Here is a 24,478-nt window from a genome sequence, read left to right as displayed (position 1 = left end):
AAGGACTTTTCCCATAATGGCTTTCCCAGATTCAGACAGCGATGGAGACATCGCGGTAGCAGTACAGGGCGCTACCATCACTTACGGCGACTTCACCGCCGTAAACAACGTAAGCGTAAACTTCCCGCGCGGAAAATTTACGTGCATTATTGGCCCCAATGGCTGTGGCAAATCCACCCTTCTGCGCGCTATGGCGCGAGTATTGCCCACAGAAGCAGGCACTATTTCCTTAGAAAACAAAGAGATTGATTCTTTCGGCCGCAAGGAATTATCGCGGCGCATCGCACTCATGGCCCAAGATGCAATAGCCCCTGAGCATCTCACCGTGACGGAACTGGTAGCGCGTGGCCGGTTCGCACACCTGGGAACGTTGGGACAACGCAGCAGCCAGGACTTCGACAAGGTATCCCAAGCAATATCGACGGTGGAACTGGATTCACTGGCTGACCGCAGAATGAATGAATTATCAGGCGGTCAACGCCAACGCGCTTGGTTGGCCATGGCGTTAGCCCAAGACACCCCGGTGCTCTTACTAGATGAGCCCACAACCTTTTTGGATTTGGGCTATCAGCATGACTTGCTCACTCTGGTGAGAAACCTCAGCAAAAACGAGCACAAAACAGTCATCGCCGTAGTACATGACCTCCAGCAAGCGATACGTTTCGCCGACCATATAGTAGCGATGCAAAGCGGGCAGTTAGTCGCCCACGGAAATCCCGTGGACATAATCACCTCAGAACTAATTGAGCACCTATATGGCCTACCCGTAGAGGTTACCAAGGCTGGGCAGCAAGGACGGACAGTAATCATTCCAGACTGAAGTTTGAAGTGTCCCAGGTTTTTCCTCTGAGTAGACGGGAAATCTAAACTAGGGCCTGACCCCCGGAAAGTAGACACATCGGGGGTCAGGCCCAGCGGATTCATAGGTCAAGTCCCGTGTAGTGGTGTAGCCGTTTGTGCTTTCGGCTCGGTATTCAGTTCTGTGTTTGAGGTCAGGCGGTTAGCTGGTTGTGGTCACCATTGGCGTCTCCTGTGCGGTGCATGAGGTGTCTGGTGTGTTCGAGTGCGGTCAGTGACATGTAGCGTTTTTGTTGGATCCAATCGTCGTGTTGCTCGGCTAGGACCGCACCGACAAGCCGGATGATGGATTCGTGGGGTTGCCCGCAAATCGTGGACACGTTGTTAAGCTGCTTAGGGGTTAAGCAGCGGCCTTCTTATTACCATTTTGATCAGCGAGCTGGGCTTCGAAATCGACGGGGCTTACCATCCCGATGGACGAGTGGCGACGGCGCCGGTTGTAGACAATCTCAATCCAGCGAGCCACCGCCTTCCGGGCTTCGTTGCGGGTTCGCCATTCCTTCCGATCGTAAAATTCGGTCTTCAATGTCGACCAGAACGACTCGGCCATCGCATTGTCAAAGCAGACACCAGTACGGCCGACCGATTGTGCAATCCCTAGTTCTTGACAGACCTGCCACAGCTGTTCGCTGGTGAACTGGGTACCACGATCGGCGTGGAAGACCACGCCGTCGGGTACTTCACCACGCAGGGTGTAAGCCATGCGCAGTGCACGTTCAACTAGGTAAGAATCCTGCACACTATCCATGGACCAGCCTAGGACTTGGTGAGGTTACCCTCGTTTAGTGGACACCCGATTAGTGCGGATCTTGTGTCCGTAGGAGAGGATGTTCATTGTGAGTTCGTCAAGGAAGAAGTACACCCCGGAGTACCGGCAGGAGGCCGCCAGACTGGTCATTGAGTCTGGGCGCCCAATCGCTCATGTGGCTAAGGAAATTGGCGTATCGGCCACAATTTTAGGCAGGTGGGTCAAACTTGAGCGGGAACGCCAAGGCTCGGTAGATGGCCGCAGTGATGCCGATATACGAGCCGAAAACGCTCGCCTGCGTCGTGAGTTAGCTGAGGCCAAGATGGATAATGAGTTCTTGTCAAAAGCCACCGCCTTCTTCGCTGCGAAGCAACGCGATCGGAAAAATTTGAGCTAATGCAGCAGGAGAAGGCGAACTACAGCATCAAACGAATGAGCAGGTTATTAGAGGTTTCTCGTTCTGGCTACTATAAATGGCAAAAGGCTCAAGCAGTACGGCTTCGTGGTGAAAATCAGCGTCAGAGATTCCTCGACCAGTTAGACAGGAAAATTCATGACATCTGGGAAGATTCTGACGAAGTCTACGGTGCCCCACGGATTACTGCAGAACTCGCCGAGGGTGGGGTCTATGTGAATCGTAAAACCGTGGCCAAACGCATGCGGATGATGGGTATTGAAGGCATCTCACCCAGGGCGTTTGTTCCCGTAACGACGATTCAATCCAAGCGGAAGTCAACGCTTCCAGACCTAGTGAAACGCCTATTTGATCAAGGGCAGCTTAATCGAGTGTGGATGTCGGATATTACCTATCTACGCACGAATGAGGGCTGGCTGTACCTATGCGTTATCCGCGATGGACACTCCCGCCAAGTGGGGTTGCCCGCAAATCGTGGACACGTAGTTAAGCTGCTTAGGGGTTAAGCAGCGGCCTTCTTATTACCATTTTGATCAGCGAGCTGGGCTTCGAAATCGACGGGGCTTACCATCCCGATGGACGAGTGGCAACGGCGCCGGTTGTAGACAATCTCAATCCAGCGAGCCACCGCCTTCCGGGCTTCGTTGCGGGTTCGCCATTCCTTCCGATCGTAAAATTCGGTCTTCAATGTCGACCAGAACGACTCGGCCATCGCATTGTCAAAGCAGACACCAGTACGGCCGACCGATTGAGCAATCCCTAGTTCTTGACAGACCTGCCACAGCTGTTCGCTGGTGAACTGGGTACCACGATCGGCGTGGAAGACCACGCCGTCGGGTACTTCACGATGGCGATGTAAGGCCTGCGGAGCCTCAGTCAATAAAAGTCGGCCAGATGTCACAGTAGCAGACCACCAGTCCCGTTAGACCCCCGAGCGTAGCTACATTCCCACTATGCACAGTCCTTCACTTGCATACTTGGCAAGCATTAGACTTGCATGCACAGCGAGTGTTACACTTGCCTTAGTTGCAAACCAGGGAAGTTGGCGTTAGGGAGAAGAACGATGAGCGACGACCTTAAGATCATTCACGACGTTCAAAAGCGCACCACGTGGAAACAGAGCTGGTGGGCGGTGGCGATAGTGGCGCTTGGCGTCGGCGGCGGTCTCGCGCTAACCAAGCTGTCATGGTGGTACGGCCTCGCGGTTCTTGTACCGACGTTCGTTCTGGGCTATCTCCTCAAGGATAAGATTGCAAACCCATTCGTGCGCCTCGATCCAAATATGGGTCCGAGCAACGATCACGCAACCTGGTCACGAGTATTGCTACCCGGTGCAATGATCATGTCTACAACACCGACGCCGGATTCATGGCCCTGGATAGTGTTCTCCGGAGCGGTAGTCACTGCAGCTACCGCGTGGATGTTGTATGAGAACCGCAACGCCGCTGTAAAGGGTGTCAATGTCTAAGGATTCTTCACCACGCCCAGCAAAGCTGGATCCGGTCATCCACCCCATCAATCGGCTTAAAATTTGTGCCGCGCTGTTCCATTCAGGCGCAACCGACGGCAGGCAGATGAAATACGCCGTGCTTGCAGAACTCACCGAGCTTCCCGCCGATACGCTGTCCAAGCAGTTGAAACATCTTGAGGACAGCGGCTATATCAGCCGCACCCGCGAATATGGCTCCACGCGCGCGAAAGACGCCGTCTGGGTCGCGTTGACTCAGACTGGAACAGGAGCCTATGCACAGCACGTTGCCGCACTTAAAGCCATGACAGAGGGCTCATAGGCTGCGCAGCCACTGCATAATGTGCTGCCACAACTGCGGAAATTCGAGGTAGCCGTCACTCCCTGGGAAGTGCCCACCGTTCTCAATGGTAGTGAGCGGAGCCGAGAAAACGTCGGCAAGCGTGATGGCTGTATCTAAAAACAGAACTGCCCGACGATCCCGTAGAAATCGCCAGGCAGTCCAACTGGGGCCAGGACCAACTCGCCAAAGTACAAACCCTGACCCACAACGAGAACCAAGCCGACCACGAAACAGGACGACCAACCCTCTACGACAACGCTATCGACACCAACTACACCCATTCAATCGGCATCCAAAAAGGCCAAATCTAGCCCAAGCGACACGCCGAGCCAGACACACATTTTGACCCTTAACCCACCTTTAAGCCCCAAGACACACTTTTTGTCGCATATGCCACGAAGCCCCGCAAGCTTCAGCTTGTGGGGCTTCATGTTGTGCCAGGTAGAAGATTCGAACTTCTGAAGGCAATGCCGGCGGATTTACAGTCCGCTCCCTTTGGCCGCTCGGGCAACCTGGCATGCACTCTGTGGTGCGTGTATGTACTTTACTATGAAGCACCCACCTACCTCCAAATCGCCAGCGCAGCAGGGAGAAATGGGGTGTGTAAGAGGGGGCATCGACAAGCAGCTAGCCCACGCGGCGAACGGTGTAATCCGCGAGCTGGCGCAGCGCTTGGCTAGCGGAATTTTCCGGCAGTACGGAAAGCTGTTCTTCTACCGTGCGGAGGTAGGCGTTAATGTCCTCTAGCGCCCGCTGACGGCCGCCAGACTGGCGCAGGAGCTCGATGGCACGCTCGACCTCAGCATCGGTTTCTAGGGGGCCTGTCAGCAGCTCACGCAGCTGGTCTCCCACCTCCCCGTCTTCTTCCAAGGCGTAGAGGACCGGGAGGGTAAAGACACCCTCGCGCAGGTCGGTTCCCGGGGTCTTTCCGGAGTCCTTCGGGTCGGAGAAGATATCAATGACATCGTCCACGATCTGGAAGATCATGCCGATGGCACCGCCAATGCGGTATAGGGCCGCAGCGTGGTCGGCCGAGGCGCCCGAGTGGTACGCGCCGAGGTAGCCGGCCGAGGCGATAAGCACCGCGGTCTTTTCCTGAATAACGGCCATGTAGTGGTCCACGGGGTTGGCTTCACCGGCACCGATGGTCTCGCGCATCTGGCCGGTCACCAGCTCTTCAAAGGTATCCGCGAAGTGGCCTACGGTATGGGTATCTAGTTGGCTCATCAGGCGGGAGGCGTGTGCGAGGAGGGCATCGCCGGCAAGGATGGCTACGGAGTTATTCCACCGAGAGTTGGCGGATTCCACGCCGCGGCGGCGGTCCGCCTCATCCATCACATCATCGTGGTACAGGGTAGCAACGTGCACCATCTCCACAACGGTGGCGGACTTAATAACCTCTTCACAGCCCGGTTTGGTGCCGTACTCAGAGGCAAGCAGGGCCATCATCGGGCGAAAGCGCTTGCCGCCTGCCTTGGACAGATGGCTTACCTTGTCCTTCAAGAAGTCCTGGCCGCGGTCAGTTTCACTGCGCAGCTTTTCTTCTACTGCTTCCATGCCCGCGCCAATGCGTTCATTAAGCTGTGGATCACCAAGATCCACGTGAGTGGCATGCGAGTGGCCGTGAGTCATTAAATAGCGTTCCTTGCAATTAAAAGCCAGAGATAATCGTTTATCTACCGTAGTCCAAACCAGCCCCCTTAACACACTTGAGGGGTTGAACTAGTGCAATGATAGTCCCTATGTCGGAACAGATCGATTCCCCCCGCCCTGTCGAAGTCGCCATCATCGGTGCAGGACCCGCAGGAAGTGCCGCGGCCATCCACGCCGCCCGCGCAGGCTATGAGACTGTCTTCATTGATTCAGCCACCTTTCCCCGCGATAAAACCTGCGGCGATGGCCTCACCCCGCGGGCAATGCACCAGCTAGACAAGCTCGGCATCACCGTTAACGCCTCCTACCGCAACCGCGGGCTCAAATTGCACGGCTACGGCGGGGACGTCACCGCCCCGTGGCCGCAGACCTACCCTTCCCAGGTGGGCACTGCCCTGCCGCGCTTTAGGCTCGATGCGCAGCTGGTAGAGGCAGCCACTGCCGCAGGCGCGACGCTTATCTCTGGTACCCCCGCGAGCGCCCCGGTCATGGAGGGCAACCGGGTGACATCGTTTCGCATCGGCAAGCAGATAATTCGGCCGAAATGGCTCATCGTGGCCGATGGCGTGCGTTCTACCTTTGGCAAGCAATTGGGCCGCACCTGGCACCGGGACGAGGTCTATGGCATCGCCGCGCGCTCCTATGCCGCCTCCCCTAAGGCAACCGAGCCGTGGATGCACTCGCACGTGGAATTAAAAGATGAAGACGATTCCGTCCAGCCCGGCTACGGCTGGATTTTCCCGTTGGGAGCAGAGCTTGGGCAGGTTAATATCGGCGTCGGTGCGCTTTCGACCGCGCAGCGGCCGGCCAAGATTAATACCAAAAAGTTGCTGGAGTTCTACGCCACCCAACAGCGCGCGGAGTGGGGCCTTGGAGACATCGAACACGTCACCTCTGCCCTGCTGCCCATGGGTGGGGCGGTCTCTGATGTAGCGGGGGCCAACTGGATGCTCATTGGCGATGCCGCCGCCTGCGTCAACCCCTTAAACGGCGAGGGCATCGACTACGGCCTCGAGACGGCAGCGCTCGCAGTAGCCATGCTCGGCCCGAAGGATTTCACCCTCGCGTGGCCGGCCACCCTGCGCGAGCACTACGGCGAATCCTTCCTGCTCGCGCGCACGGCCGCCCGCCTGTTGACCTACCCGCAATTCCTGCCCGTGGCGGGGCCATTGGCGCTGCGCGGGCCGGTGGGCCGCTTGCTGATGCCCGCGGCGGCGCGCCTTATGGGCAACCTCATCACGGAGGAGGACCGCGACCTTATCGCCCGCCTGTGGCGCACGGCCGGCCGCACCGTAGGGGCCGTCCGGCGCGATACGCCCCTGTGGGCCTCCACCGCGGCGGTCTAGGCGGGCTACAAGGGGTTACTGTGGGGCATCGGCAAGCGGCTTCGTTGCCGAGTGCAAGGCGACGATGCCCAGAGTGAGGTTTTGCCAGCCCGCGTCGGCCCAGCCGTTGCGGTTGATGGCCGCCGCCAACTCCTCTTGGCCAGGCCAAGCGCGGATAGATTCCGCGAGGTAAATATAGGCGTCCGGGTTGGAGGAGACCACGCGCGCAACCGGAGGCAGCAGGCGCATGAGGTATTCCTTGTACACGGTGCCAAATACCGGGACGATGGGGGTGGAAAATTCCGCCACCGCCAGGCGCCCGCCCGGCTTGGTCACGCGCGCCATTTCCCGCAGCCCCAGCTCGTAATCGTGGATATTGCGCAGACCGTAGGAGATGGTGACGGCGTCAAACGTATTATCCGCAAAGGGCAATTTCATGCCATCGCCGGCCACCTTGGGCACGTCGCGCTCGCTTCCGGCGGCGAGCATGCCGCGCGAAAAATCACAGGCTACACACCACGCGCCGGATTTGGACAGCTCTTCTGTGGACACCGCGGTTCCGGCCGCGAGGTCGAGGACCTTTTCCCCTGGCTGCAGGTTAAGGCGTTCGCGGGTGCGCTTGCGCCAGCGCTTGTCCTGCCCAAAGGACAAGACGGTATTGGTGAGGTCGTATTTTTCGCCGACGGCGTCAAACATGCGCGCGACGTCGAAGGGCTTTTTATCCAGATCTGCCTTAGACACAAATGCCTAGTCTAGGCTACGCGTGCCCCAAGGGCACGAGCCGCCCACCGTGGCAGCTCTGGGCGCTGCCCCAAAATGGTCAGCGGCACCCGGCGGGTATCCTCCAGCACCTCTTCGTAATAGCCCACCAGCTGCTCGCACAGCGCGGTCCACGTCTTAGAGGAAATGGAGGCGCGAGCATTATCCCGCAACTCCGCATGGATCTCTGGGTTTAAAAGCGCATCGACGGCATTGGGCAGATCCTCGACAAAACTATCCACGTCTAAGAGCAGGCCGTTATAGCCTTCCTGGATAAGGTCCACGGGCCCGCCTGCCCGCGGGCCGATGGTGGGCACACCAGAGGCTTGGGCCTCCTGGATGGACTGGCAGAAGGTTTCAAATTCGCCGGCGTGCACAAAGACATCGAGCGAGGCATAGGCCTGGGCCAGTTCCTCACCGCTGAGCGCGCCGGTAAACACGGCACTAGGAAGCTGGGCCTCCAGCAGGGGGCGCTCGGGGCCATCGCCGACGATGACCAGCTGAATATCCTCGCGGCCATTAAGCGCGGACAACCGGTGCACGCCCTTTTCCGCGGCCAAGCGGCCGACGAAGCCGACGATGTTTTTCTTTCCGCTCCGGTCCCAGCTGCGGCGCAGGCTAGCAGAGCGCTTTTGGGGATGGAAAAGCTCGGCATTGACGCCGCGGCCCCAATGGCGCACGTGCTTGATGTGGTGTTTTTCCAAGTCCCGGATGGTCAGCGAGGACGGCGCCAAGGTCATCTGGCAAGAGTTGTGGATCGTGCGCAGCCACTCCCACACGGCGTAAGCCAAGGCGGAGGCATGGTACTTGGTGGCGAATCCTGCGACATCGGTTTGGTAGAGCGCCACTGCCGGAATGCGCTGTTGGCGGGCCGAAAATGCGCCCGCTGCACCCAACACGAACGGGCTGGCTAGGTGGATGATATCGGGCCTGAATTTCCGCAACGCGTCATCCACGGCCGTGGTTGGCACGCCCACCGGCAGCGAATCCACCAGCGGCACGCGCACGGTGGGCACGCGGTAGATGGGAAAGCCTAAATAATCGGGGATTTCTTCTTGGCCCTCGCGGGCACCGGGGGCGATGACAATCGCATCGTGTCCGGTTTCGTGCAGGTGCTCCAAAACGCGCAGCACCGAGTTTGTCACGCCATTGACATTGGGGAGGAACGATTCGGCCACGATTGCAACTCGCATGCCACCATAATGGCCTATTTTTCTTGGCCTTTGGTGAATCCAATGAAAAATCTGGGTAAATTATTTTTCAGCCCGATTTTCAGCGGGCTTTTCAGCACGGCGGGTGGTCAGGTTAATAAGCCGCCACAAACCCACGGCGGCAAGCGTAGACACGATGGCCACGGACAGCGCCGGTATGACCGCCAAGGTCCATTCGCGGCCTTCTACCTTCACCAAATCCGGATTATCCTCGGCGTACTGCACCCATACCTGCTGTCCCTCGCCCAGGTCGGTGGGATAGAGCAATCCTTGCCGCGGGGCATGGTAGATCCCGTCGCTATCTTGAAAATCCACGGTAGTGCGCAGCACGCCGACGTCCTTGACCGTTGCCAAGGCCCGGCTAGGCTGCGCGGAAATGGCGCGGTCATTGAGGAAGGGCCCTACCACCAGGCCCACCGAGCCCACGATCAGCGCCACATAGACGGCCAGCACGAGCTGGTGCAGCCGGCGCCGAAAAACCGCTGGCCTATAGCGCGGGGACACTTACTGGCCCACCTTCTGCGTGAGCTTATCCTGCAGCGCCCGGCGCGTGGCACGGGTGGTCTGCGCCTCCACGATGGTGATGCCCGTGGAGTATTCCTTGAGCTCTGCCAGGGTATCCAGCAGCTCCTGCGGGGTGGTCACCAGGCGGTAGTCTGCGTCATAAGCCTCTGCCAGCTTGCCGATGCCCACCCCATGCGGCGTTCCAAAGGCCGGCTCGAAGGCATCGCGAAGCGCGGGCGCGCCTTGCTCCAGGGTCTCGAAGATGCCGCCGCCATTGTCATTGGCCACCACGATGGTGAGGTTTTCCGGCCGCGGCTGATCCTCCGGGATCAGAAGCCCATTGGCATCGTGCAGGAATGTCACATCCCCTACCAGGGCCATCACGCGTGGGGCGCGCCAATTGGTGGGATCCAGCGATTGCGTGGCCAGGGCGACGCCAATGGCTTGGGAGACGGTGCCATCGATGCCCGCCACCCCGCGCGGGGCGTAGGTATCCACACCGTCAAAGGGCATACCGATGAAGGAGGCATCGCGCACCGGATTCGAGGCGCCAAGCACCACCGTGTCATTGACCGCGAGCGTATCGCCTACCGCCGCCGCCACGTGCAGTCCGGTAAACCCGAGCTCTTCATCCTCCAGGGTTGTGCGCACTGCCTCGCCGGCCATGTCGGTCGCGCCTTGGCAGATCTTGAGCCACTCGCGGGTTGGCTCCCCGGTGGTCTTGACGGTGGTGCCAAGGCGCGCGTTATCCCCGCGCTGGTTGGTAAAGTCCGCCGTGCGCGAGAGCACCACGAGCTCGATATCCGGGTCATTCATCAGCGCGAGCACGCCGCGATGCAGCGTGGGATGGCCCACCACGATGACCTGCTCAACCTTGGTATTGACCACGTAGTCATTCGCGGAGACCTGCGCCTTGCGGAAAATATGCGCCGCGGCCGGGTGCACGGGGTGGAAGGGTCCCGGCGCGGAGGGCTCCGCGATGGTCGGCACGTCTTCCAAGCCCTCGACCTCCCAGGCCTCATCGCCGGCGATGACGAGGGTATTTTTACTCAAGTCCACCGCGACCTCGCCGTGGTCATAAAACCTTGGGGTGGCCGCGCGAGTGCCATCGCCACCTACAGGTTCCGGCAGGCTATCTCCTACCAGCGGCGCGTCAAAGGCGATATTGATGTGCACCTGAAGATCGCGCTCAAATCGCTCCGCAATAGCGGCGATATCTTTTTGCTCGTTGACCTGAGTGGTATCCGCATAGACGCCGAAGATGCCGTCTTGCACGATGGTTTGGGAAGCACCGGTGCCGATCAGCCGCTCTGGGCGGTCGGCGCTAATAATGGCGAGCGGGGTATGCGAATAGTGCGCTTCAACCACCGCGGGCAGCGTATTGGCCACGGCCGTGCCGGAAGTCATCACCACCCCGACGTGGCGGTGCTGCACGCGCGCCATACCCAAGGCGGTAAACGCGGCGCCGCGCTCATCAATGCGCGTATGCACCCGGATATCCTCGCGCGCCAGGAGCGCGAGCGATAGCGGTGCATTGCGGGATCCCGGGCACAGCACCACATCGGTAAGGTGGCGCGCCAATTGGGCGGCCACCTGTTCAGCCAGCTGCATCGATTCATTCATGCTGCCAGATTTTACCTACTGCGGAGCAGCGGCTGGGAATCGGCAAACGGCAATCCCGCCGCGCCGTGCGGTGCAACGCCGCCGCGCCAAGCCGCCGCTACTACTGCCTAGCCCTGCTGCTGGTTGCCGCTATTGCCAAAGAGATCCCGCAAGAGGCGCTCCACGTCGAGGTCATCGCCTTCTTCCAGGCGGTCCTGGATTTCCGGTGGCAGCTCGGTAGGAATATCTTCGGGGAGATCGTCTTGTAGGTTCGGCAGATTGCGCAGGCGCTCAGAAATGCCAGGGCCCGCATCCTCGGTCTCGGTCACCGTGGTGGGCACCTGCGTAGTCGTGGTTTCCGTCACCGGTTCTGGCGCCGGCTTATCGGCATCGCTCGCGGCATTGCGCCACATGAAGAACAGGGCGCCCGCCGCCAAGATGGCAACGACGGCGATGGCGGCAAAGACCCCGGCCATCCCGCTGTTTTTCTTTCCCTTGCCGCGCTGATCTGGGTCATAGTCCGACGGCACCGGCTCATACTGCTGCTGGGCGTATTGTTGCTGGCCATACTGTTGTTGACCGTACTGCTGGCCATACTGCCCGCCGGGCTGTTGGTAGTTTTGTTGGTAATTCTGCTGGTAATCGGCGTTTGCGTCGAATTGCCGCGTCTCATTCTGCGGCTGCTGCGCGCCCGGGAAATACTGCTGTGGGCGCTGGCTGCGGGCATTACCGGCCGCATTATCTGGGACGCGGCCTATCTGGCGCGTGGCATCCTCGGCCGGGCCAGACCACTGGCGGGTGTCGTCAGTGCCGCGGTCGTCATAGGAGCCTTTTCGGCCATTGGAACCGTTTTCACCAAAGCCATTATTTGTCATGCCTACCAGATGTACATCATTTTCCTGTGAGATCCCAGGGAATCTCCCAGATGCCAGCGCCGAACCGAGGAAATGCTAGCTCTGCCGCTGGCGCGCCCGCAGCGCCCGGCCGGTCGCGGTATCTTCCGCGGCCAGCTGGCTTGGGGTGGCATCCGCGATGATCTGCCCGCCGTCTGCACCGGCGCCAGGGCCCATCTCAATGATGCGGTCCGCGCTCGCCAGAACGTTGAGATCGTGTTCAATGACGATCACGGTATGCCCGGCATCGACAAGCTTGTGCAGCTCCGCATTGAGCAGGGCAATATCGGCCGGGTGTAGGCCGGTGGTGGGCTCATCCAGCATGTAGACCGTGTGCCCGCGCCGCGAATTGCGGGAGCGCTGCAGCTCTGTGGCGAGCTTGATGCGCTGCGCCTCGCCGCCGGAAAGCTCCGGCGCGCCTTGTCCTAAGCGGAGGTAGCCCAAGCCCACGGCCTGCAGCGTGGCGATGGCCCGGTGGATCTTTGGTTCATCGGCAAAGAACTCGGCGGCCTCGTCCACGGTGAGCTCCAGCACCTCTGCGATGCTGCGCCCGTGCCAGGTCACCTCGAGGGTCTCATCGTTAAATCGGGCACCGCCGCATTGCGGGCAGGTGGTATAGGAACCCGGCAAAAAGACCAGTTCTACCTCGATTTTTCCGGCGCCACCACAGGTGGGGCACTGACCCTGCTTGACGTTGTAGGAAAAGCGCGAGACCGTCCACTTGCGCTCCTTGGCCTCCGGGGTAGAGGCAAAGAGCTTGCGCACGTTATCGAAAAGGCCGGTATAGGTGGCCAACGTGGACCGCGGGGTGCGGCCAATGGGCTTTTGGGAAATCTGCACCAGCCGGGAGACCTTATCCAGGCCTTCTACCCCGGCTAGCGAGAACTCGTGGCCGCCCTCGTCTGCATCATCTTTATCCTCATCGGCCACAGCGGTGGCGGACTCCTTGAGGGTTTCTGCCAGCACGGTGCTTACCAGCGTCGACTTACCCGAGCCCGATACACCGGCCACCGCGGTAAATTGCCCCAGGCCAAAGTCCACATCGAGCCCGTCGATGCTGCGCGCAGAAATGCCGTGGAGGCGGAGGTGGTTGGAGGGGGTACGGGGGGCATCGGCAAGCGCGAGCTCACGCTGCGCCAAGGCGCGGGCGGTGGGGGTATCGGCGTCGTAGTCCTCGACCGGCCCGGAATAGACCACCTTGCCGCCGCCCTCGCCGGCGTAGGGGCCGACGTCCACAAGCCAATCTGCCTGGGCCACCAGGTCCATATCGTGTTCTACCAGCAGCACCGAATTGCCGGCGTCAATGAACCGGCGGCACATCTCCAGCACCGCCCCGCGCTCATCGGGGTGCAGGCCGGCGGACGGCTCATCGAGCACATAGGCCACGCCAAAGAGGCCGGAACGCAGCTGGGCGGCGAGCCGAATGCGCTGCAATTCACCCGCCGAGAGGCTCTGGGTGGGCCGGTCCAGGCTGAGGTGCGCCAGACCCAGCTCCAGGGCGGAGGTCAGCGCCGGCAGCACCTGTTTGAGCAGCAGATCCTCCGCGGAATTCTCCTTCGGTTCCTGCGCGCTGAGTACCTCATAGACCCGGTCCAGCGGCAGGGCGCCCAGCTTGTCGATGCTCATTCCCGCATACGTCACCTTGAGCGCCCGCGGGTTCAACCGCCGGCCGTGGCAGGTATCGCACTCGCGGGATTCCATGAAGGACAACGTGCGCTTGCGCAGCGATTCCGATTGGGTCTCCTGCAGCGTCTTGGTGAGGTAGCTGGCCACCGAGCGCCACGTGCCCTCATAATTGCGCTGAATCTGGTCCGCGCCGCGCAAGGGCTTCACAGTGACCACGGGACGTTCTTCGGTAAATAGGATCCAGTCGCGATCTTCCTGCGGCAGGTCTTGCCAAGGCGAATCCAGGTCATAGCCCAAGTTCATGAGGATATCGTGAAAATTCTTGCCCGCCCACGCACCGGGCCAGGCCTTAATGGCGCCCTCCTCAATGGACAAGGTGGGATCGGGCACCATCGATTGCTCGGTGGGCTCGTGCACCACGCCCGCGCCCTGGCACTGCGGGCACATGCCCTCAGGGGTATTCGGAGAAAAGGCATCCGAGTAAAGGCCCTCAGGGTTATCCCCGGCGCGCGAGTACAACAGGCGCACGCTATTAGATAGCGCGGAGACCGTGCCCACCGTGGAGCGCGCCCCGCCGCCGGAGGTGGATTGCTGCAGCGCCACCGTGGGTGGCAAGCCCTCCACCTGGCTGACCTGTGGGTCCACCGCGGAGCTAATGAGCCGGCGCGCAAACGGCGCCACCGATTCCAGGTAGCGGCGCTGCCCTTCCCCGTGGATCGTACCAAAGGCCAGGGAAGATTTTCCGGAACCGGATACTCCCGTCACCGCCACGAGTTGGCCGCGCGGCATATCCACATCGACATTGCGCAGGTTGTGTAAGTGGGCATCGCGAACCTTAATTGTCATGTCCGCGATCCTACCCGCGCACCAGCTTCCTGAGGCAACGCTTCGGCCCGCCACCCCCACGCGCACGTGCCTACCGCTCTGTCTACTATTCCGCCTGCCCAAGAATTAATTTCACGCCCGTCCGGGGTGTTCCGGCTGGCGAGCGCGCCCTGTCACCACCGAGCTGCGGTCGGTGCATATTTAGCCAGCGCCCCAACTGATAGACTTCATTGTCTATTATGACAATTCCGCTTGGTCTATAAGCTAGAAGGTAGGGCTCCGCGTTGACCGATAACACTTCATCCATCGCGCTGATTGGACTTGGCCCCCGCGGCATTTCCGTCCTCGAGCGCCTCGTGGCACAACTCAATACTGTGTCTCACCCACCAGAAAAGCTGACGCTGCACCTTATCGATGATGCCCAGCACGGCGGCGGCAAGATTTGGGATATCAACCAGCCCAAGTACCTGTGCATGAATACCTTCGCGCACGGCATGACGCTGTTTTCTGAACCCGGCTCCACCGTGGAGGCCCCAGTGGTGGAAGGCCCCACCATCTACGAGTGGATCCGCCTGACGCTTGGCGATGCCCACGTGTCCCCCGGCGCCCGCGATTACGTCGCCGCCCATCCGCTCGATCCGCAGGTCCTTGAAGAATTCGGCCGCGCAGAGCTGGAGAAGCTACGCCCCGAATCCTATTTGCCGCGCGCGCTGTACGGCCACTACATCCTGTGGTTCTTCCGCTCTGTCTTGCAGGACGTGCCGGAGTGGGTTGAGGTCAAGCAACACCACGCCCGCGTAGTGGATATTGAATCCCGCGATGGCGCAGATATTTTGCACCTCAATAACGACACCACCGTTGCGGCCGGCTCCACCTTGGCGGTCACCGGCTGGCAAACCCAAGGCTATACCGAAAACGAGCGGTGGATCTTAAAAACTTTGGAAGAAAACCCCAGCCTGCGCTGGATTCGCGCCGATAACCCCATTGACCAGGGCATTGACTCCATCAAGGACAACGAGAAGGTCCTCGTGCGCGGGCTTGGCATGGGCTTTTTCGATATCCTCATCCTCTCCACTGTGGGCCGCGGCGGTAAGTTCGTCGAGGATTCCTCCAAGCCCTGGGGCATGCGCTATGAGGCCACCGGCACCGAGCCCACCTTTGCAGCCGCATCCCGGCGCGGCTATCCCTTCCTACCGCAATCCGATGAAGGCTCCCTGCCACCGGCCGCGGAGATCCCGCGGCTGAAGAAGGTCGTCGCCGAGCTTTCCCACCGCACGGGCGCGCGCTCCATTAACTATGACACCGAGGTGTGGCCGGCGGTTGCCCGCGATGCCTACCAGGCCTATATCGATTCCCTCGCCCGCGTCGAGCCTGAGAGCCTGCGCGCCTCCCGCGAGGAGATCATCGCCGCCCTCGATGCCACCCCGGTAGATGCTGGCGTGGCCTATAACGGCCTGGCCCAGCTCGATGAGGTCATTGCGCGCTATACCACCAAGGACTTCAGCCTGCTGCGCTGGATGCACCTGCTCACGGAGGATTTTTCCAGCCAACAGGAGCTCACCCAGCACATCGTGAAGAGCCTGTGCGAGGACTTGGCAGAATCCCAGAAGGGCCCGGATAGCCCGGTCCGCGCCGCTTTGTGGTCGGTCGGTTTCTCCCGCAAACCCACCCAGGTCCTCGGCGCCGAGGGCCGCTATACCTTGGAGTCGCGCCACCACATGTTTGATAAGGCTATTACCTTGGGCCAAACCACGTGCTCCGGCCCGCCGCCCTTCCGCACGCAGCAATTGCTGGCGCTTGTTGATGCCGGCATCGTCAGCTTCGTCGGCGGCAACCCCGTCTTGGGCACGAATGCCGATGCCGACGAATGGACCATGAGCTCCAGCGCCTCCGGTGGCAAGCGCATCCCGGGCACCACGCTTCTCGATGCCTGGGTACACAAGCCCGACATCCGCCGCACCCCTCACGATTCCTTCATGCACTCCCTCGTGGAATCCGGGCGAGTGCGCGCCTTTACGGAAACCGCTCGCGATGGCATCGAGGTGCCCACCGGCTCGCCTGCTGAGGACCCCGATACCCGCCAGGTCCACAATGCCGACGGCACGGTGGATAAGCGCCTGCACCTCGTAGGAATCCCTGCCCACGCCGAGTACCCGGATACCACCCTGGCCCCGCCCATTCCGGGCACGGATTCGTGGTTCATCCAGGAAGCCGATAAGGCCGCCGTGCACGCGGCACAGGTAGCACTCACGGGGCAAGCGTAGCTAGCAGCGAGGGCAGGCAACCGCCTGCCCATTACGCTGTTAGCAGTTCCGTTCGGAGGAGCCCAGGATTCATACTCCTAGCCCCATGCTGGGGCAGGTTATGTTTATCTGCGTTCGGACCTGACCCCGCTTCCCACAGGCTTGACAACACAATCCTTGACCAGGGACGGGTCTAGATAAAGGCTGTCTTGTGCAGAAGCGGGGGATAGGGTAACAGACCTTGGGGCACGCAGTCCATATTGGTGAGCAACTTCAATCATTCCTTGCTTATGGCGACGGTGCCAGATCTTCTCTCTACCGTTATGCGGTAGTCCTAACTCAGCTGAAACCCACTCAGCTATGGATACTCCTGATTCGCTTCCCGGCACAACAAGGTCAAATTTTTCTTGGCTACATTCCCGGAGTAGGGCCAGGGCCCATAGATCGGAAATGCTCCCGTCTTCGTTAGCTGAAATGGCATACGGCGGGTTAGCAGTAGCAACCTCTACGTCCCTTTTTTTGGCACAGGGTTGCCACCAGATCGGCGCCACTTGAAGAATCATCAACTACTAATATTTTCATTTTTCCGTGTTCCCCACATTGCTTGGCTTATGGTTATTGCCACAATGAGCATCAACAAAGTTAACTGAATTGGTTCGACTTGAGAGCCCAATGCCACCTCGGTAGCCATCACCACGGCCGGAAGGGCCGCGATGATCAGTGCCGAGATGAAAGGCGGCGCTAAGGTAATTCCCCACTGCAAGAGCAGGATAGGAAAAGTAATGCACATCACCGATAGCAGGACGATTGACAGGGTAGAGCCTCGAAGCATCTCCGCTTCCACGGAAAAGAAAGCCACGAGACCGCTAATAATCCAAGCTAAGTGAAACCTCACTGCTGCAATCGTGAGAACGCTGTTCCCTTGTTCAGTAGCCCAGCGCGAGGAGTAAAGCACTCCTACCGCAGAAATTCCTGCGCCTACAGCTAGAGCAAAACCCAGATAAGACTGGGGTGAACTGCTTCCCGTTCCTAGGAAGAAAAAACATAGAGCCAGAACCACTACTGCAGTTGTTGACACCAATGAACTGCTGAGCCTTCTGGCCGACCAAGTCATTATTACTGCGACAATAAAAGGGCCGACTCCTGTTTCGATGACACTTGCTGCAGTGGGCTGCATCAAAGTAGTGGAAATATAGAATAAGCAGAAAGCGCCCGCAGTAAACAGATTGAGGCTTGCTGCAGTTGTCATTTTCATGGGGGGATGCGGTGTTTCCGTAGCTCGGTATTTTCTACGATAAAACGCTAAATAGATCACTGTGGAGATAATCGCCGCGATAAGAAACGCTGAAAACGTAGTAAAAGTAGATAGCTCTGGGTCTACTTGGGCTCCGACTATCGCAGTGCCGATTCCTTGCCATAGGACAGCTAGGGCTACGATAACCGCCCCTACACCTGGTTTATTGGACTGGATCATAAAACCTTACCCTCAAAATCCGTAAAGTTAACTTAATAGGTGCTGTTGCAAAGTTGGGCGGAGAGCAGCGAAGACTCAGTTTCTCATTCCCTGACGGCTGCTGCGTGTGGGCGTTGTTAGGCCGTCTCGAAGACCTGGTTGACGATCACCGTGTCCGGGTTCGGTTGCCCGTAGGCAAACATCGTACCTTGCCCTTTCCGCAATGAGTGCATCGCCTCCATCCCTTTCAACGTCCGATATGCAGATGTCCGGTTCTTAAACGCGCCTTTCGGCCCGAGGATCCGCTTCAGCCGACCATGGTCGCCTTCCAGGATGTTGTTGAGGTATTTCACCTGCCGGTGTTCCACTGTTGGCGGGCAGATTCCCTCTGACTTCAACTCGGCGATTGCCCTGGCTAGGGAGGGTGATTTATCGGCGTTGATCACTCTGGGATACCCGGCTGACGCATTGGATCTGACGGCCTTGGCCAGGAAACACTTCGCTGCGGCCACGTTCCAATTCGGAGAGAGGTAAAACTCCAAGGTCTGGCCACCGGCGGTGATCGCCCGATAGAGGTAGCACCACCTGCCGCCGACCCGGATATAGGTCTCATCCACCCTCCAGGAACTGGCCTGCCAGTCAGGTACCTGCCGGTACCACCGTGTTTGCTTGTCCAGCTATATAGGAACATCCTCTCGCTCTAGCCGTTTTCGAGCAGCCCAAGGAGCCGTTCGCGCAGCTCATTTTTGCGCTCCACCACCGCGGAGTCATCGCTACCGCTGCGTGGGCGGGGCAGCCCTACTTCGATGTCCTCGATGATGGTGGCCTCTGGCCCCGGCGACATGACCACAATGCGATCCGAGAGCAATACTGCCTCATCCACGTCGTGGGTGACCATGACCACCGTGCGGCGGTTTTCTTCCCACACATTCAACAGCAGCGACTGCAGCTGGCGGCGGGTAAGCGCATCCAATGCGCCGAAGGGCTCATCGAGCAATAAGATATCCGAGCCGATGGCGAAGGCGCGCGCCAAACCGACGCGCTGTTGCATACCACCAGATAACCGCGACGGGCGCCTATCTGCCGCATGACCCAGACTGACCTCGTCGAGGAAGTCCTGTGCAATCTGGGTGCGCTCAGCCTTGGATAGCTCCGGGCGGGCCGATCGCAGCCCGAATTCGATATTCCCGCGCGCCGTCATCCAGGGCAGGAGCGCGTGATTTTGAAATACCACGCCCCGGTCAGGACCTGGGCCGGTCACGGCCTCTCCTCGCGCGCGCACCTCGCCGGTAGAGGGAAATGCCAGGCCCGCGATCATATTCAGCATGGTGGATTTGCCAGAGCCCGATGGCCCCAGCACGGACACGAACTCGCCTTCCCCAATGGATACTGAAGTTTCCCCAATGATCTTCGTTGGGCCGTAGCTTTTGGTAATACCAGCAAATTCGATATGGGCATTAGTCATAGCGCACCACTTTCTGCAGGGAGGCAACGAGGTAATCCAGAGCCAGCCCGATGACACCGATTAAGACGATGACCACGACGATGGCGTCAATATCGAGGCGGTTCCACATATTCCAGACAAAGAAGCCGACACCTTGCCCACCGACGAGCATTTCTGCGGCCACGATGACCAACCAGGCGGTGGACAACGATTGCCGCATGCCGGTAATAATCCCGGGAAGTGCGGCCGGGCCGACGATATAGAGGAGCTGTTGCATCCGGTTCGTTCCCAGCGTGGACGCCAGGTTCTTATACGTGGGGTGAATCCCGCGCACCGCCTCGATGGTATTGAGCAGCGTCGGCCACAAGGCAGAGAGGATAATGACGAAGACGGCGGTATTTTCGGCATCGCGAAGCAGCGCCAGGCCTAGTGGCAGCCATGCCAGCGGGGACACGGGGCGCAGGATTTGGACAAAGGGATCCGTTGCGCGGCGGAAGGTGGCAGAAGAACCCAGCCAAAAGCCCAGCGGAATAGCAATCGCCATGGCGATGACAAAGCCAATGAGCACGCGGCGCAGGGAAGCCACCATGTGCCAAAAGATACCCACTGAGGCCGGCCCATCCCGGTAGAAGGGATCAGAAAGGATCTCTACGGCCCTATCCCAGGTACGCGCGGGGGTGGGGGCGATATCGGAAAGCCAGCCCGCAGCCGCCACCGCCTGCCAGATGCCGATAAAAACAATAAAAAGCGCGATGCCCAGGCCCATCGCCTTCCACGGGCTATCCCGCCGCTTCTTGCGGCCAGCGGTGGCGGTGCGGCCTGGGCGGGAGGCTGCTGCTTGGTTGTCAGTGGAGTATGCAGTGCTAGTACTGGTGCTAGCGCTGTCATTTTTTACTGTGGTCATAAGGGAAAGAGTCCTTAACGCTGGTATCCGGCGGTGGGGTGCAGGGGATCGAAGGTATGGCCGTTGATTTTCACCGGGTCCGTGGTGAGATCGGCTTCGCGCGGCAAGACGGATTTTGTGACGTCTATGAGCGCTTGATCATCCATCGGCATTGCCTTTCCGCCCAGATCCCAGCGGGCCATTTGGGCGGCCATCCACGTAATTGCGGTGGCAGAGGTGCTGCCGCCGAACTTAATCATCTGTGGATCCACCATGTCCTTGCCGTCCCAGGTGGTGTAGTTTCCGGCCAGCGCCCGCGAGATCAGCTCTTCCTTCTGATTCAGGTACTTCTCCTTGGCCAGCATGGAGGCCGATTCGTGGACGTGGTGCGGGCTATCGACGTACTGGGCGCCTTCGTGCAGCGCCGCGACCACGCGGTCGCGCACGTCCCGGTCCACTTCCTTTGCCACGGCCACCGAGCAGCACGGGTGGTTATCCCACATCTGGCGGGTGGGCACAAAGGCCCGGCCCGATCCGGTAGTCAGGGCGCGCTGGTTGAAAGGTTCTGGGCCAATGAAGCCGTCGATGGTGCCTACCGAAAGTTGCGCCACCATATCGGCCGGGCGCAAGAGGCGCAGCTCCACATCGGAGACCGGATCGACCCCGCCGGCCACGAGGTAATCGCGCAGCAAGAGGGCATGCACGGAGTATTCAAAAGGTATGCCCAGGACCATGCCCTTCAGATCCGCGGGCCGCGACACGGTGTCCAGGTGGGAAGTGGACAAGGTCAGTGCCTGCCCATTGGTGTTTTGCGTAAAGGCCAACTCGGTGGGCCGGGAGGCATTGGTGGCACCGGCATCGATGGCCAGCGGCATGGGCGAGAGCATGTGCGCTACGTCTAAGGCGCCGGTGGCATAGGCGGTCCAGAGATCTGCCCATCCCGCGAATTTGCGCAGCTCAACGTTGAGGCCCTGCTTTGCAAAGGCGCCCAGCCCGTCGGCGGCGACCAGCGGGGACGCGCACGCGATGGGCACGAATCCGATGGTGAGGGTTTCCCCGCCCCGCCCGGATGTCCCGGACTGAGCCTTGTCCTCCTGCCGCGGCGTGGAACACGCAGAGAGCACCTGCGAGCCCACTGCTACTCCGCCCATTGCTACTGCGCTGCGCAGTATCTGCCGTCGCGACAGCTTCAGATCGTGAACCATGCGTTCTTTCTTAACTAGACCAAGTGGTTTGTTCAGAACGAACCTAGGCTAGGCGCACTACGGTGTCAATTTCTAAATTCACAGGTCAGCAAATGCGGTGCACACATTTATATTCACTCTAGACCTGGCATTCTCTACAAAATAGACCCCTTGTTCTAGATTTATATTTGCCTTCGCGTTACCATGGCGCCATCAGTTAATAAACATCTGATACAAGGAGCAATTTAATGTCTGATCTCACCCCAAACCACAACGAAGGCGACGCTCTCGAGCCCATTGATGGCGAGAAGCTCAACGACCTAGCACAGAAGAACATCGACAACCCTGAGGGTGCCAAGAAGCACGTCCGCACCCACACCGAGGCTGACGGTTTCTTCCGCAATAACACCACCGTGCGCGACCACACCATCAAGGTGGGCGAGCCTTTGCCGCTGCTTGGCGATGACTCCGCACCCAACCCCACCGAAGTCGCCCAGGCCGGTCTTGGCGCCTGCATCAACGTTGGCATCCAGGCCATCGCTCAGCACCGCGGCGTCACCCTGACCAAGCTGGAGCTCGACATCGTTGGCGACATCGACCTCTCCCCAACCTGGGGCGTTGGTGACTTGGGCGAGGACAAGCGCCCGGGCGTTTCCGACGTCAACGTTAAGGTCGACATCGACGGCGACGCCGACCAGGAAACCCTGCAGAAGATCGTGGACGACGCCATCAAGTGGTCCCCGGTTGTTAATACCTACACCCGCCCGGCCAACCTCACCCACGAGTTGGTCTAAGGTTTAGATAGACAAAAGTGAAGTGCCCCGAGTTTTGTTCCTAGGCATTTGCCTTGGTTTCAATTATTTCCTGTTGCGGGTCTGCTTCCACAATTCGGTTTCCGCCTCGGCCGGGATTCGATCTCCCAGGCTCAGGTGGAGCCTTACCTAATTCCGCCACGGGACCCACTCAAACGTGGCTACTTCTATCTCAATAACATCATCCCACCAGCATGTATGGATGAGTTCGGGATCTGACCCCCTGTTTGGTGGACACCTGATATCCAGCCCAGTCGGGCAGGGTGATCTACCACCATGTCCAGGTACTCCGAACAGTTCAAACGCGATGCCGTGGCCCTCTATGAGAACAATGAGGACCTCTCGCTGAACTCAGCATCAGCCCAGCTCGGTATCGACCGTGTCTCGCTACATTCTTGGGTCAAAAAGTACGGCAGCGGCAAACGTGCCCGCATTAAAGCCGTGCAGGATAAAGCCCAAGGGGCGAATGATTCCGAACGGATCCGCCAGTGAAAGAAAAGAAGTCTCTAAGCTGCGCGAAGAACGCGACATCCTGCGCAATGCCGCCACATATTTTGCTTAAAGCAACTCACTGGAGTTCTGCTTCCAGTGTGTCTATGACCACCGAACCGAATACTCGGCTTATACGGATGTGCCACGTTTTAAAGCTTAATCGTTCCTCGTTTTATTAATGGGCCCAAACCCGTAAAACTCGCAGGTTAAAGATGTATTTTGATGCCGTTCCGGGAGGTCTTCCGGTGGCGCATGCGCTACAACACGCGCCGACGGCACTCCTGGTGCAATCTTGTAGCGCCGGATGTCTTTGAAGCCGAAACTTCAGCTACACTGACTAAAGCAGCATAGCTAACCCCGACGTGTCCACTTTCCGAGGGCAAGACGACTACGAGGATCACAATGCCGTTAAAAGCTCGCGATTTTATACCACCACTAGTCTTTCTAGGAATGGCACTCTATTTTGCAATCGAGTGGCAGGTAATTGCAACGGTTATCATTGTTTGGTTTGGCCTAGTGTTCATTGAATATTTGGTCTCCAGAAAAAAGCCCAAGCAGCAACAATAAACCTTGGATTCTAGGGGCCGTTGCAACATGCACCTAAGGGAAAGTGTTGCAACGACCCTCTCAACGCAAGATTAGCTGTTAAGCACCTGTAGTTTGCGCTATCAGGAGCAAACTACAGGTGCTGCCACGATTCCCGGAGGCGCTCGAACCACCACTCGCGGCGATCGGCCGGCGCGGCTAGGTCGGACAGACGGTCCGGTTCTGGGGCGAGGATCTCAGCGCGCAGGTGCCCGTCGTGTAGCTGGCGTGGCGCGGTGACATCTTCTTCGAAAAGGATGCCCGTGGCCAGGCCTGCTGCGGCCGGAGTGACGTCGATGTCCTCGTCATCATAGATTTGTGGCAACGCCGCCACCGCCGCCAAGCCCATATTGATGCCGATGGAGGTATCCAGCGCCGAGGCCACCGTAATATCCATATGCCGTTCGCGCAGGTGCTGTGCCACGTCGAGGACGCGGCGCACCCCGCCCAGCGGCGCGGGTTTGACCACCGCCACATCGGCTGCCTGCAGATCTGCCACGCGGTACGGATCCTCAACTTTGCGAATGGATTCATCCGCGGCCACGCGCACAAAAAGTCCGTTGCGCATGAGCTGCCTGCGCACCTCCGCCAATTCTTCCGCGCTCGAACAGGGCTGTTCCATATAGTCCAGCGGCATGAGCGCCTGGGCGGCCTCTACCGCTTCGGCCACACTCCAGCCGCCATTGGCGTCCACACGCAGCACAGGAATAACGCCCCGGGCACTCACGTGTTCGCGGACGGCGTGGACGCGTGCGATGTCATCGGCAAACGTCTGGCCTTTCTCCGCCACCTTGATCTTGAACGTCCGGCAGCCTGGATAGCGATCCACAATCGCGGGTACCTCGTTGGCAGGAACGGCAGGAATGGTGGCATTGACCTCTACCCATTCGCGGACGGGTTTAGGAAAGCCCTCGTAAGCGGCCTCCAGCCCGGCGCGCAGCCACGCGGCCGATTCCGCGGGCCCGTATTCCAGGAACGGCGCAAATTCACCCCAACCGGCAGGCCCATCAATGAGCAACGCCTCCCGCGTAGTGATGCCGCGAAACTTCACGGCCAGCGGGAGGGAGACTACGTGGGCGCGGTCGAGAACGTCATCGATCTTCATAGGTTCATAGTACTTATCTTATTTATGAGTGCTACATTAAATACGTA

21 protein-coding genes, 1 tRNA gene and 5 pseudogenes are annotated in these 24,478 nt (G+C 59.4%); 10 read left to right on the top strand and 17 right to left on the bottom strand.

Going from position 1 to position 24,478, the window contains the following annotated elements; genetic code table 11:
• Positions 1-16: 16 nt before the first annotated feature.
• A complete protein-coding gene (locus EL217_RS01675) occupies positions 17-820 on the top strand; it encodes an ABC transporter ATP-binding protein (protein ID WP_005281128.1) in 804 nt (267 codons plus the stop codon).
• Between the two features lie 172 nt (positions 821-992).
• On the opposite strand, the pseudogene EL217_RS01670 reads toward EL217_RS01675, so the two are convergent.
• A pseudogene (locus tag EL217_RS01670) lies at positions 993-1,151 on the bottom strand (IS256 family transposase); the annotation flags it as partial.
• Between the two features lie 47 nt (positions 1,152-1,198).
• A pseudogene (locus EL217_RS01665) lies at positions 1,199-1,624 on the bottom strand (transposase); the annotation flags it as partial.
• 70 nt (positions 1,625-1,694) lie between these two features.
• Between EL217_RS01665 and EL217_RS01660 the strand changes: the two are divergent.
• Entirely contained in the window at positions 1,695-2,003 is a 309-nt protein-coding gene (locus EL217_RS01660; RefSeq protein ID WP_232018350.1) for a transposase, read from the top strand.
• The gene (locus EL217_RS01655; RefSeq protein WP_126318229.1) at positions 2,003-2,527 is read left to right on the top strand and encodes an IS3 family transposase; all 525 of its coding nucleotides are present in this window, start codon (positions 2,003-2,005) and stop codon (positions 2,525-2,527) included. Before EL217_RS01660 ends, EL217_RS01655 begins: the two co-directional genes overlap by 1 nt.
• Here EL217_RS01655 and EL217_RS01650 read toward each other — a convergent pair.
• Positions 2,524-2,865, bottom strand: a pseudogene (locus EL217_RS01650) (transposase); the annotation flags it as partial. The gene EL217_RS01655 and the pseudogene EL217_RS01650 overlap by 4 nt on opposite strands.
• Positions 2,866-3,084: 219 nt before the next feature.
• On the opposite strand from EL217_RS01650, the gene EL217_RS01645 reads away from it, so the two are divergent.
• The 3 genes and pseudogenes from EL217_RS01645 to EL217_RS01635 all read left to right on the top strand — a co-directional run.
• The gene (locus EL217_RS01645) at positions 3,085-3,489 is read left to right on the top strand and encodes a hypothetical protein (protein ID WP_005276821.1); all 405 of its coding nucleotides are present in this window, start codon (positions 3,085-3,087) and stop codon (positions 3,487-3,489) included.
• Entirely contained in the window at positions 3,482-3,811 is a 330-nt protein-coding gene (locus EL217_RS01640) for a transcriptional regulator (protein WP_005276819.1), read from the top strand. Before EL217_RS01645 ends, EL217_RS01640 begins: the two co-directional genes overlap by 8 nt.
• A gap of 125 nt (positions 3,812-3,936) precedes the next feature.
• Positions 3,937-4,143: pseudogene (locus EL217_RS01635) on the top strand (IS1249 family transposase); the annotation flags it as partial.
• A gap of 124 nt (positions 4,144-4,267) precedes the next feature.
• On the opposite strand, the gene EL217_RS01630 reads toward EL217_RS01635, so the two are convergent.
• Both EL217_RS01630 and EL217_RS01625 read right to left on the bottom strand, forming a co-directional pair.
• Positions 4,268-4,349: transfer RNA gene (locus tag EL217_RS01630), tRNA-Tyr, on the bottom strand.
• 110 nt (positions 4,350-4,459) lie between these two features.
• Positions 4,460-5,464 carry a polyprenyl synthetase family protein gene (locus EL217_RS01625; protein WP_023016701.1) on the bottom strand — a complete coding sequence of 335 codons (1,005 nt, stop codon included), beginning with the start codon at positions 5,462-5,464 and terminating at the stop codon, positions 4,460-4,462.
• 98 nt (positions 5,465-5,562) lie between these two features.
• Here EL217_RS01625 and EL217_RS01620 point away from each other — a divergent pair, with 98 nt between their 5' ends.
• Positions 5,563-6,831 (top strand): geranylgeranyl reductase family protein, encoded by a 1,269-nt coding sequence (locus EL217_RS01620; protein ID WP_126318225.1) that lies wholly within the window; start codon positions 5,563-5,565, stop codon positions 6,829-6,831.
• A 15-nt stretch (positions 6,832-6,846) separates the two neighbouring features.
• Here EL217_RS01620 and EL217_RS01615 read toward each other — a convergent pair whose 3' ends face one another.
• The 6 genes from EL217_RS01615 to EL217_RS01590 all read right to left on the bottom strand — a co-directional run bounded on the left by EL217_RS01615 (position 6,847) and on the right by EL217_RS01590 (position 14,251).
• Positions 6,847-7,551 carry a demethylmenaquinone methyltransferase gene (locus EL217_RS01615; protein ID WP_005276807.1) on the bottom strand — a complete coding sequence of 235 codons (705 nt, stop codon included), beginning with the start codon at positions 7,549-7,551 and terminating at the stop codon, positions 6,847-6,849.
• 11 nt (positions 7,552-7,562) lie between these two features.
• Complete coding sequence (locus tag EL217_RS01610; RefSeq protein WP_126318223.1) at positions 7,563-8,762, bottom strand: glycosyltransferase family 4 protein; 1,200 nt, start codon at positions 8,760-8,762, stop codon at positions 7,563-7,565.
• A gap of 60 nt (positions 8,763-8,822) precedes the next feature.
• Complete coding sequence (locus EL217_RS01605) at positions 8,823-9,284, bottom strand: DUF3592 domain-containing protein (RefSeq protein ID WP_126318221.1); 462 nt, start codon at positions 9,282-9,284, stop codon at positions 8,823-8,825.
• On the bottom strand, positions 9,285-10,907 hold the full coding sequence (menD, locus tag EL217_RS01600; protein WP_126318219.1) for a 2-succinyl-5-enolpyruvyl-6-hydroxy-3-cyclohexene-1-carboxylic-acid synthase: 1,623 nt from the start codon (positions 10,905-10,907) through the stop codon (positions 9,285-9,287).
• Between the two features lie 107 nt (positions 10,908-11,014).
• Positions 11,015-11,761 carry a hypothetical protein gene (locus EL217_RS01595; protein ID WP_005281101.1) on the bottom strand — a complete coding sequence of 249 codons (747 nt, stop codon included), beginning with the start codon at positions 11,759-11,761 and terminating at the stop codon, positions 11,015-11,017.
• A gap of 75 nt (positions 11,762-11,836) precedes the next feature.
• A complete protein-coding gene (locus EL217_RS01590) occupies positions 11,837-14,251 on the bottom strand; it encodes an excinuclease ABC subunit UvrA (RefSeq protein ID WP_005281098.1) in 2,415 nt (804 codons plus the stop codon).
• Between the two features lie 263 nt (positions 14,252-14,514).
• On the opposite strand from EL217_RS01590, the gene EL217_RS01585 reads away from it, so the two are divergent.
• Positions 14,515-16,494, top strand: coding sequence for an FAD/NAD(P)-binding protein (locus EL217_RS01585; protein ID WP_126318217.1), 1,980 nt, complete (start codon positions 14,515-14,517; stop codon positions 16,492-16,494).
• A gap of 541 nt (positions 16,495-17,035) precedes the next feature.
• Here EL217_RS01585 and EL217_RS11300 read toward each other — a convergent pair.
• The 5 genes and pseudogenes from EL217_RS11300 to EL217_RS01560 all read right to left on the bottom strand — a co-directional run bounded on the left by EL217_RS11300 (position 17,036) and on the right by EL217_RS01560 (position 21,458).
• A complete protein-coding gene (locus EL217_RS11300; RefSeq protein WP_232018348.1) occupies positions 17,036-17,947 on the bottom strand; it encodes a hypothetical protein in 912 nt (303 codons plus the stop codon).
• A 116-nt stretch (positions 17,948-18,063) separates the two neighbouring features.
• Positions 18,064-18,603 (bottom strand): annotated as a pseudogene (locus EL217_RS01575) (IS6 family transposase); the annotation flags it as partial.
• Between the two features lie 23 nt (positions 18,604-18,626).
• Positions 18,627-19,391 carry an ABC transporter ATP-binding protein gene (locus EL217_RS01570; RefSeq protein ID WP_005276779.1) on the bottom strand — a complete coding sequence of 255 codons (765 nt, stop codon included), beginning with the start codon at positions 19,389-19,391 and terminating at the stop codon, positions 18,627-18,629.
• A complete protein-coding gene (locus EL217_RS01565; RefSeq protein WP_232018346.1) occupies positions 19,384-20,274 on the bottom strand; it encodes an ABC transporter permease in 891 nt (296 codons plus the stop codon). The genes EL217_RS01570 and EL217_RS01565 overlap by 8 nt, the downstream gene beginning before the upstream one ends.
• A 14-nt stretch (positions 20,275-20,288) precedes the next feature.
• Positions 20,289-21,458 carry an ABC transporter substrate-binding protein gene (locus EL217_RS01560; protein ID WP_126318215.1) on the bottom strand — a complete coding sequence of 390 codons (1,170 nt, stop codon included), beginning with the start codon at positions 21,456-21,458 and terminating at the stop codon, positions 20,289-20,291.
• A 227-nt stretch (positions 21,459-21,685) separates the two neighbouring features.
• On the opposite strand from EL217_RS01560, the gene EL217_RS01555 reads away from it, so the two are divergent.
• Entirely contained in the window at positions 21,686-22,231 is a 546-nt protein-coding gene (locus EL217_RS01555) for an OsmC family protein (protein ID WP_005276776.1), read from the top strand.
• Between the two features lie 294 nt (positions 22,232-22,525).
• On the top strand, positions 22,526-22,741 hold the full coding sequence (locus EL217_RS01550) for a transposase (RefSeq protein WP_126318213.1): 216 nt from the start codon (positions 22,526-22,528) through the stop codon (positions 22,739-22,741).
• A gap of 679 nt (positions 22,742-23,420) precedes the next feature.
• Here the strand turns inward: EL217_RS01550 and EL217_RS01545 are convergent.
• The gene (locus EL217_RS01545) at positions 23,421-24,431 is read right to left on the bottom strand and encodes an o-succinylbenzoate synthase (RefSeq protein ID WP_126318211.1); all 1,011 of its coding nucleotides are present in this window, start codon (positions 24,429-24,431) and stop codon (positions 23,421-23,423) included.
• Between the last annotated feature and the right edge of the window lie 47 nt (positions 24,432-24,478).

This window comes from Corynebacterium segmentosum (assembly GCF_900637825.1).
GTDB lineage: Bacteria > Actinomycetota > Actinomycetes > Mycobacteriales > Mycobacteriaceae > Corynebacterium > Corynebacterium accolens.
Note: the sequence above shows the minus strand (reverse complement) of the source record. Positions and strands in the feature narration are given on the sequence as shown.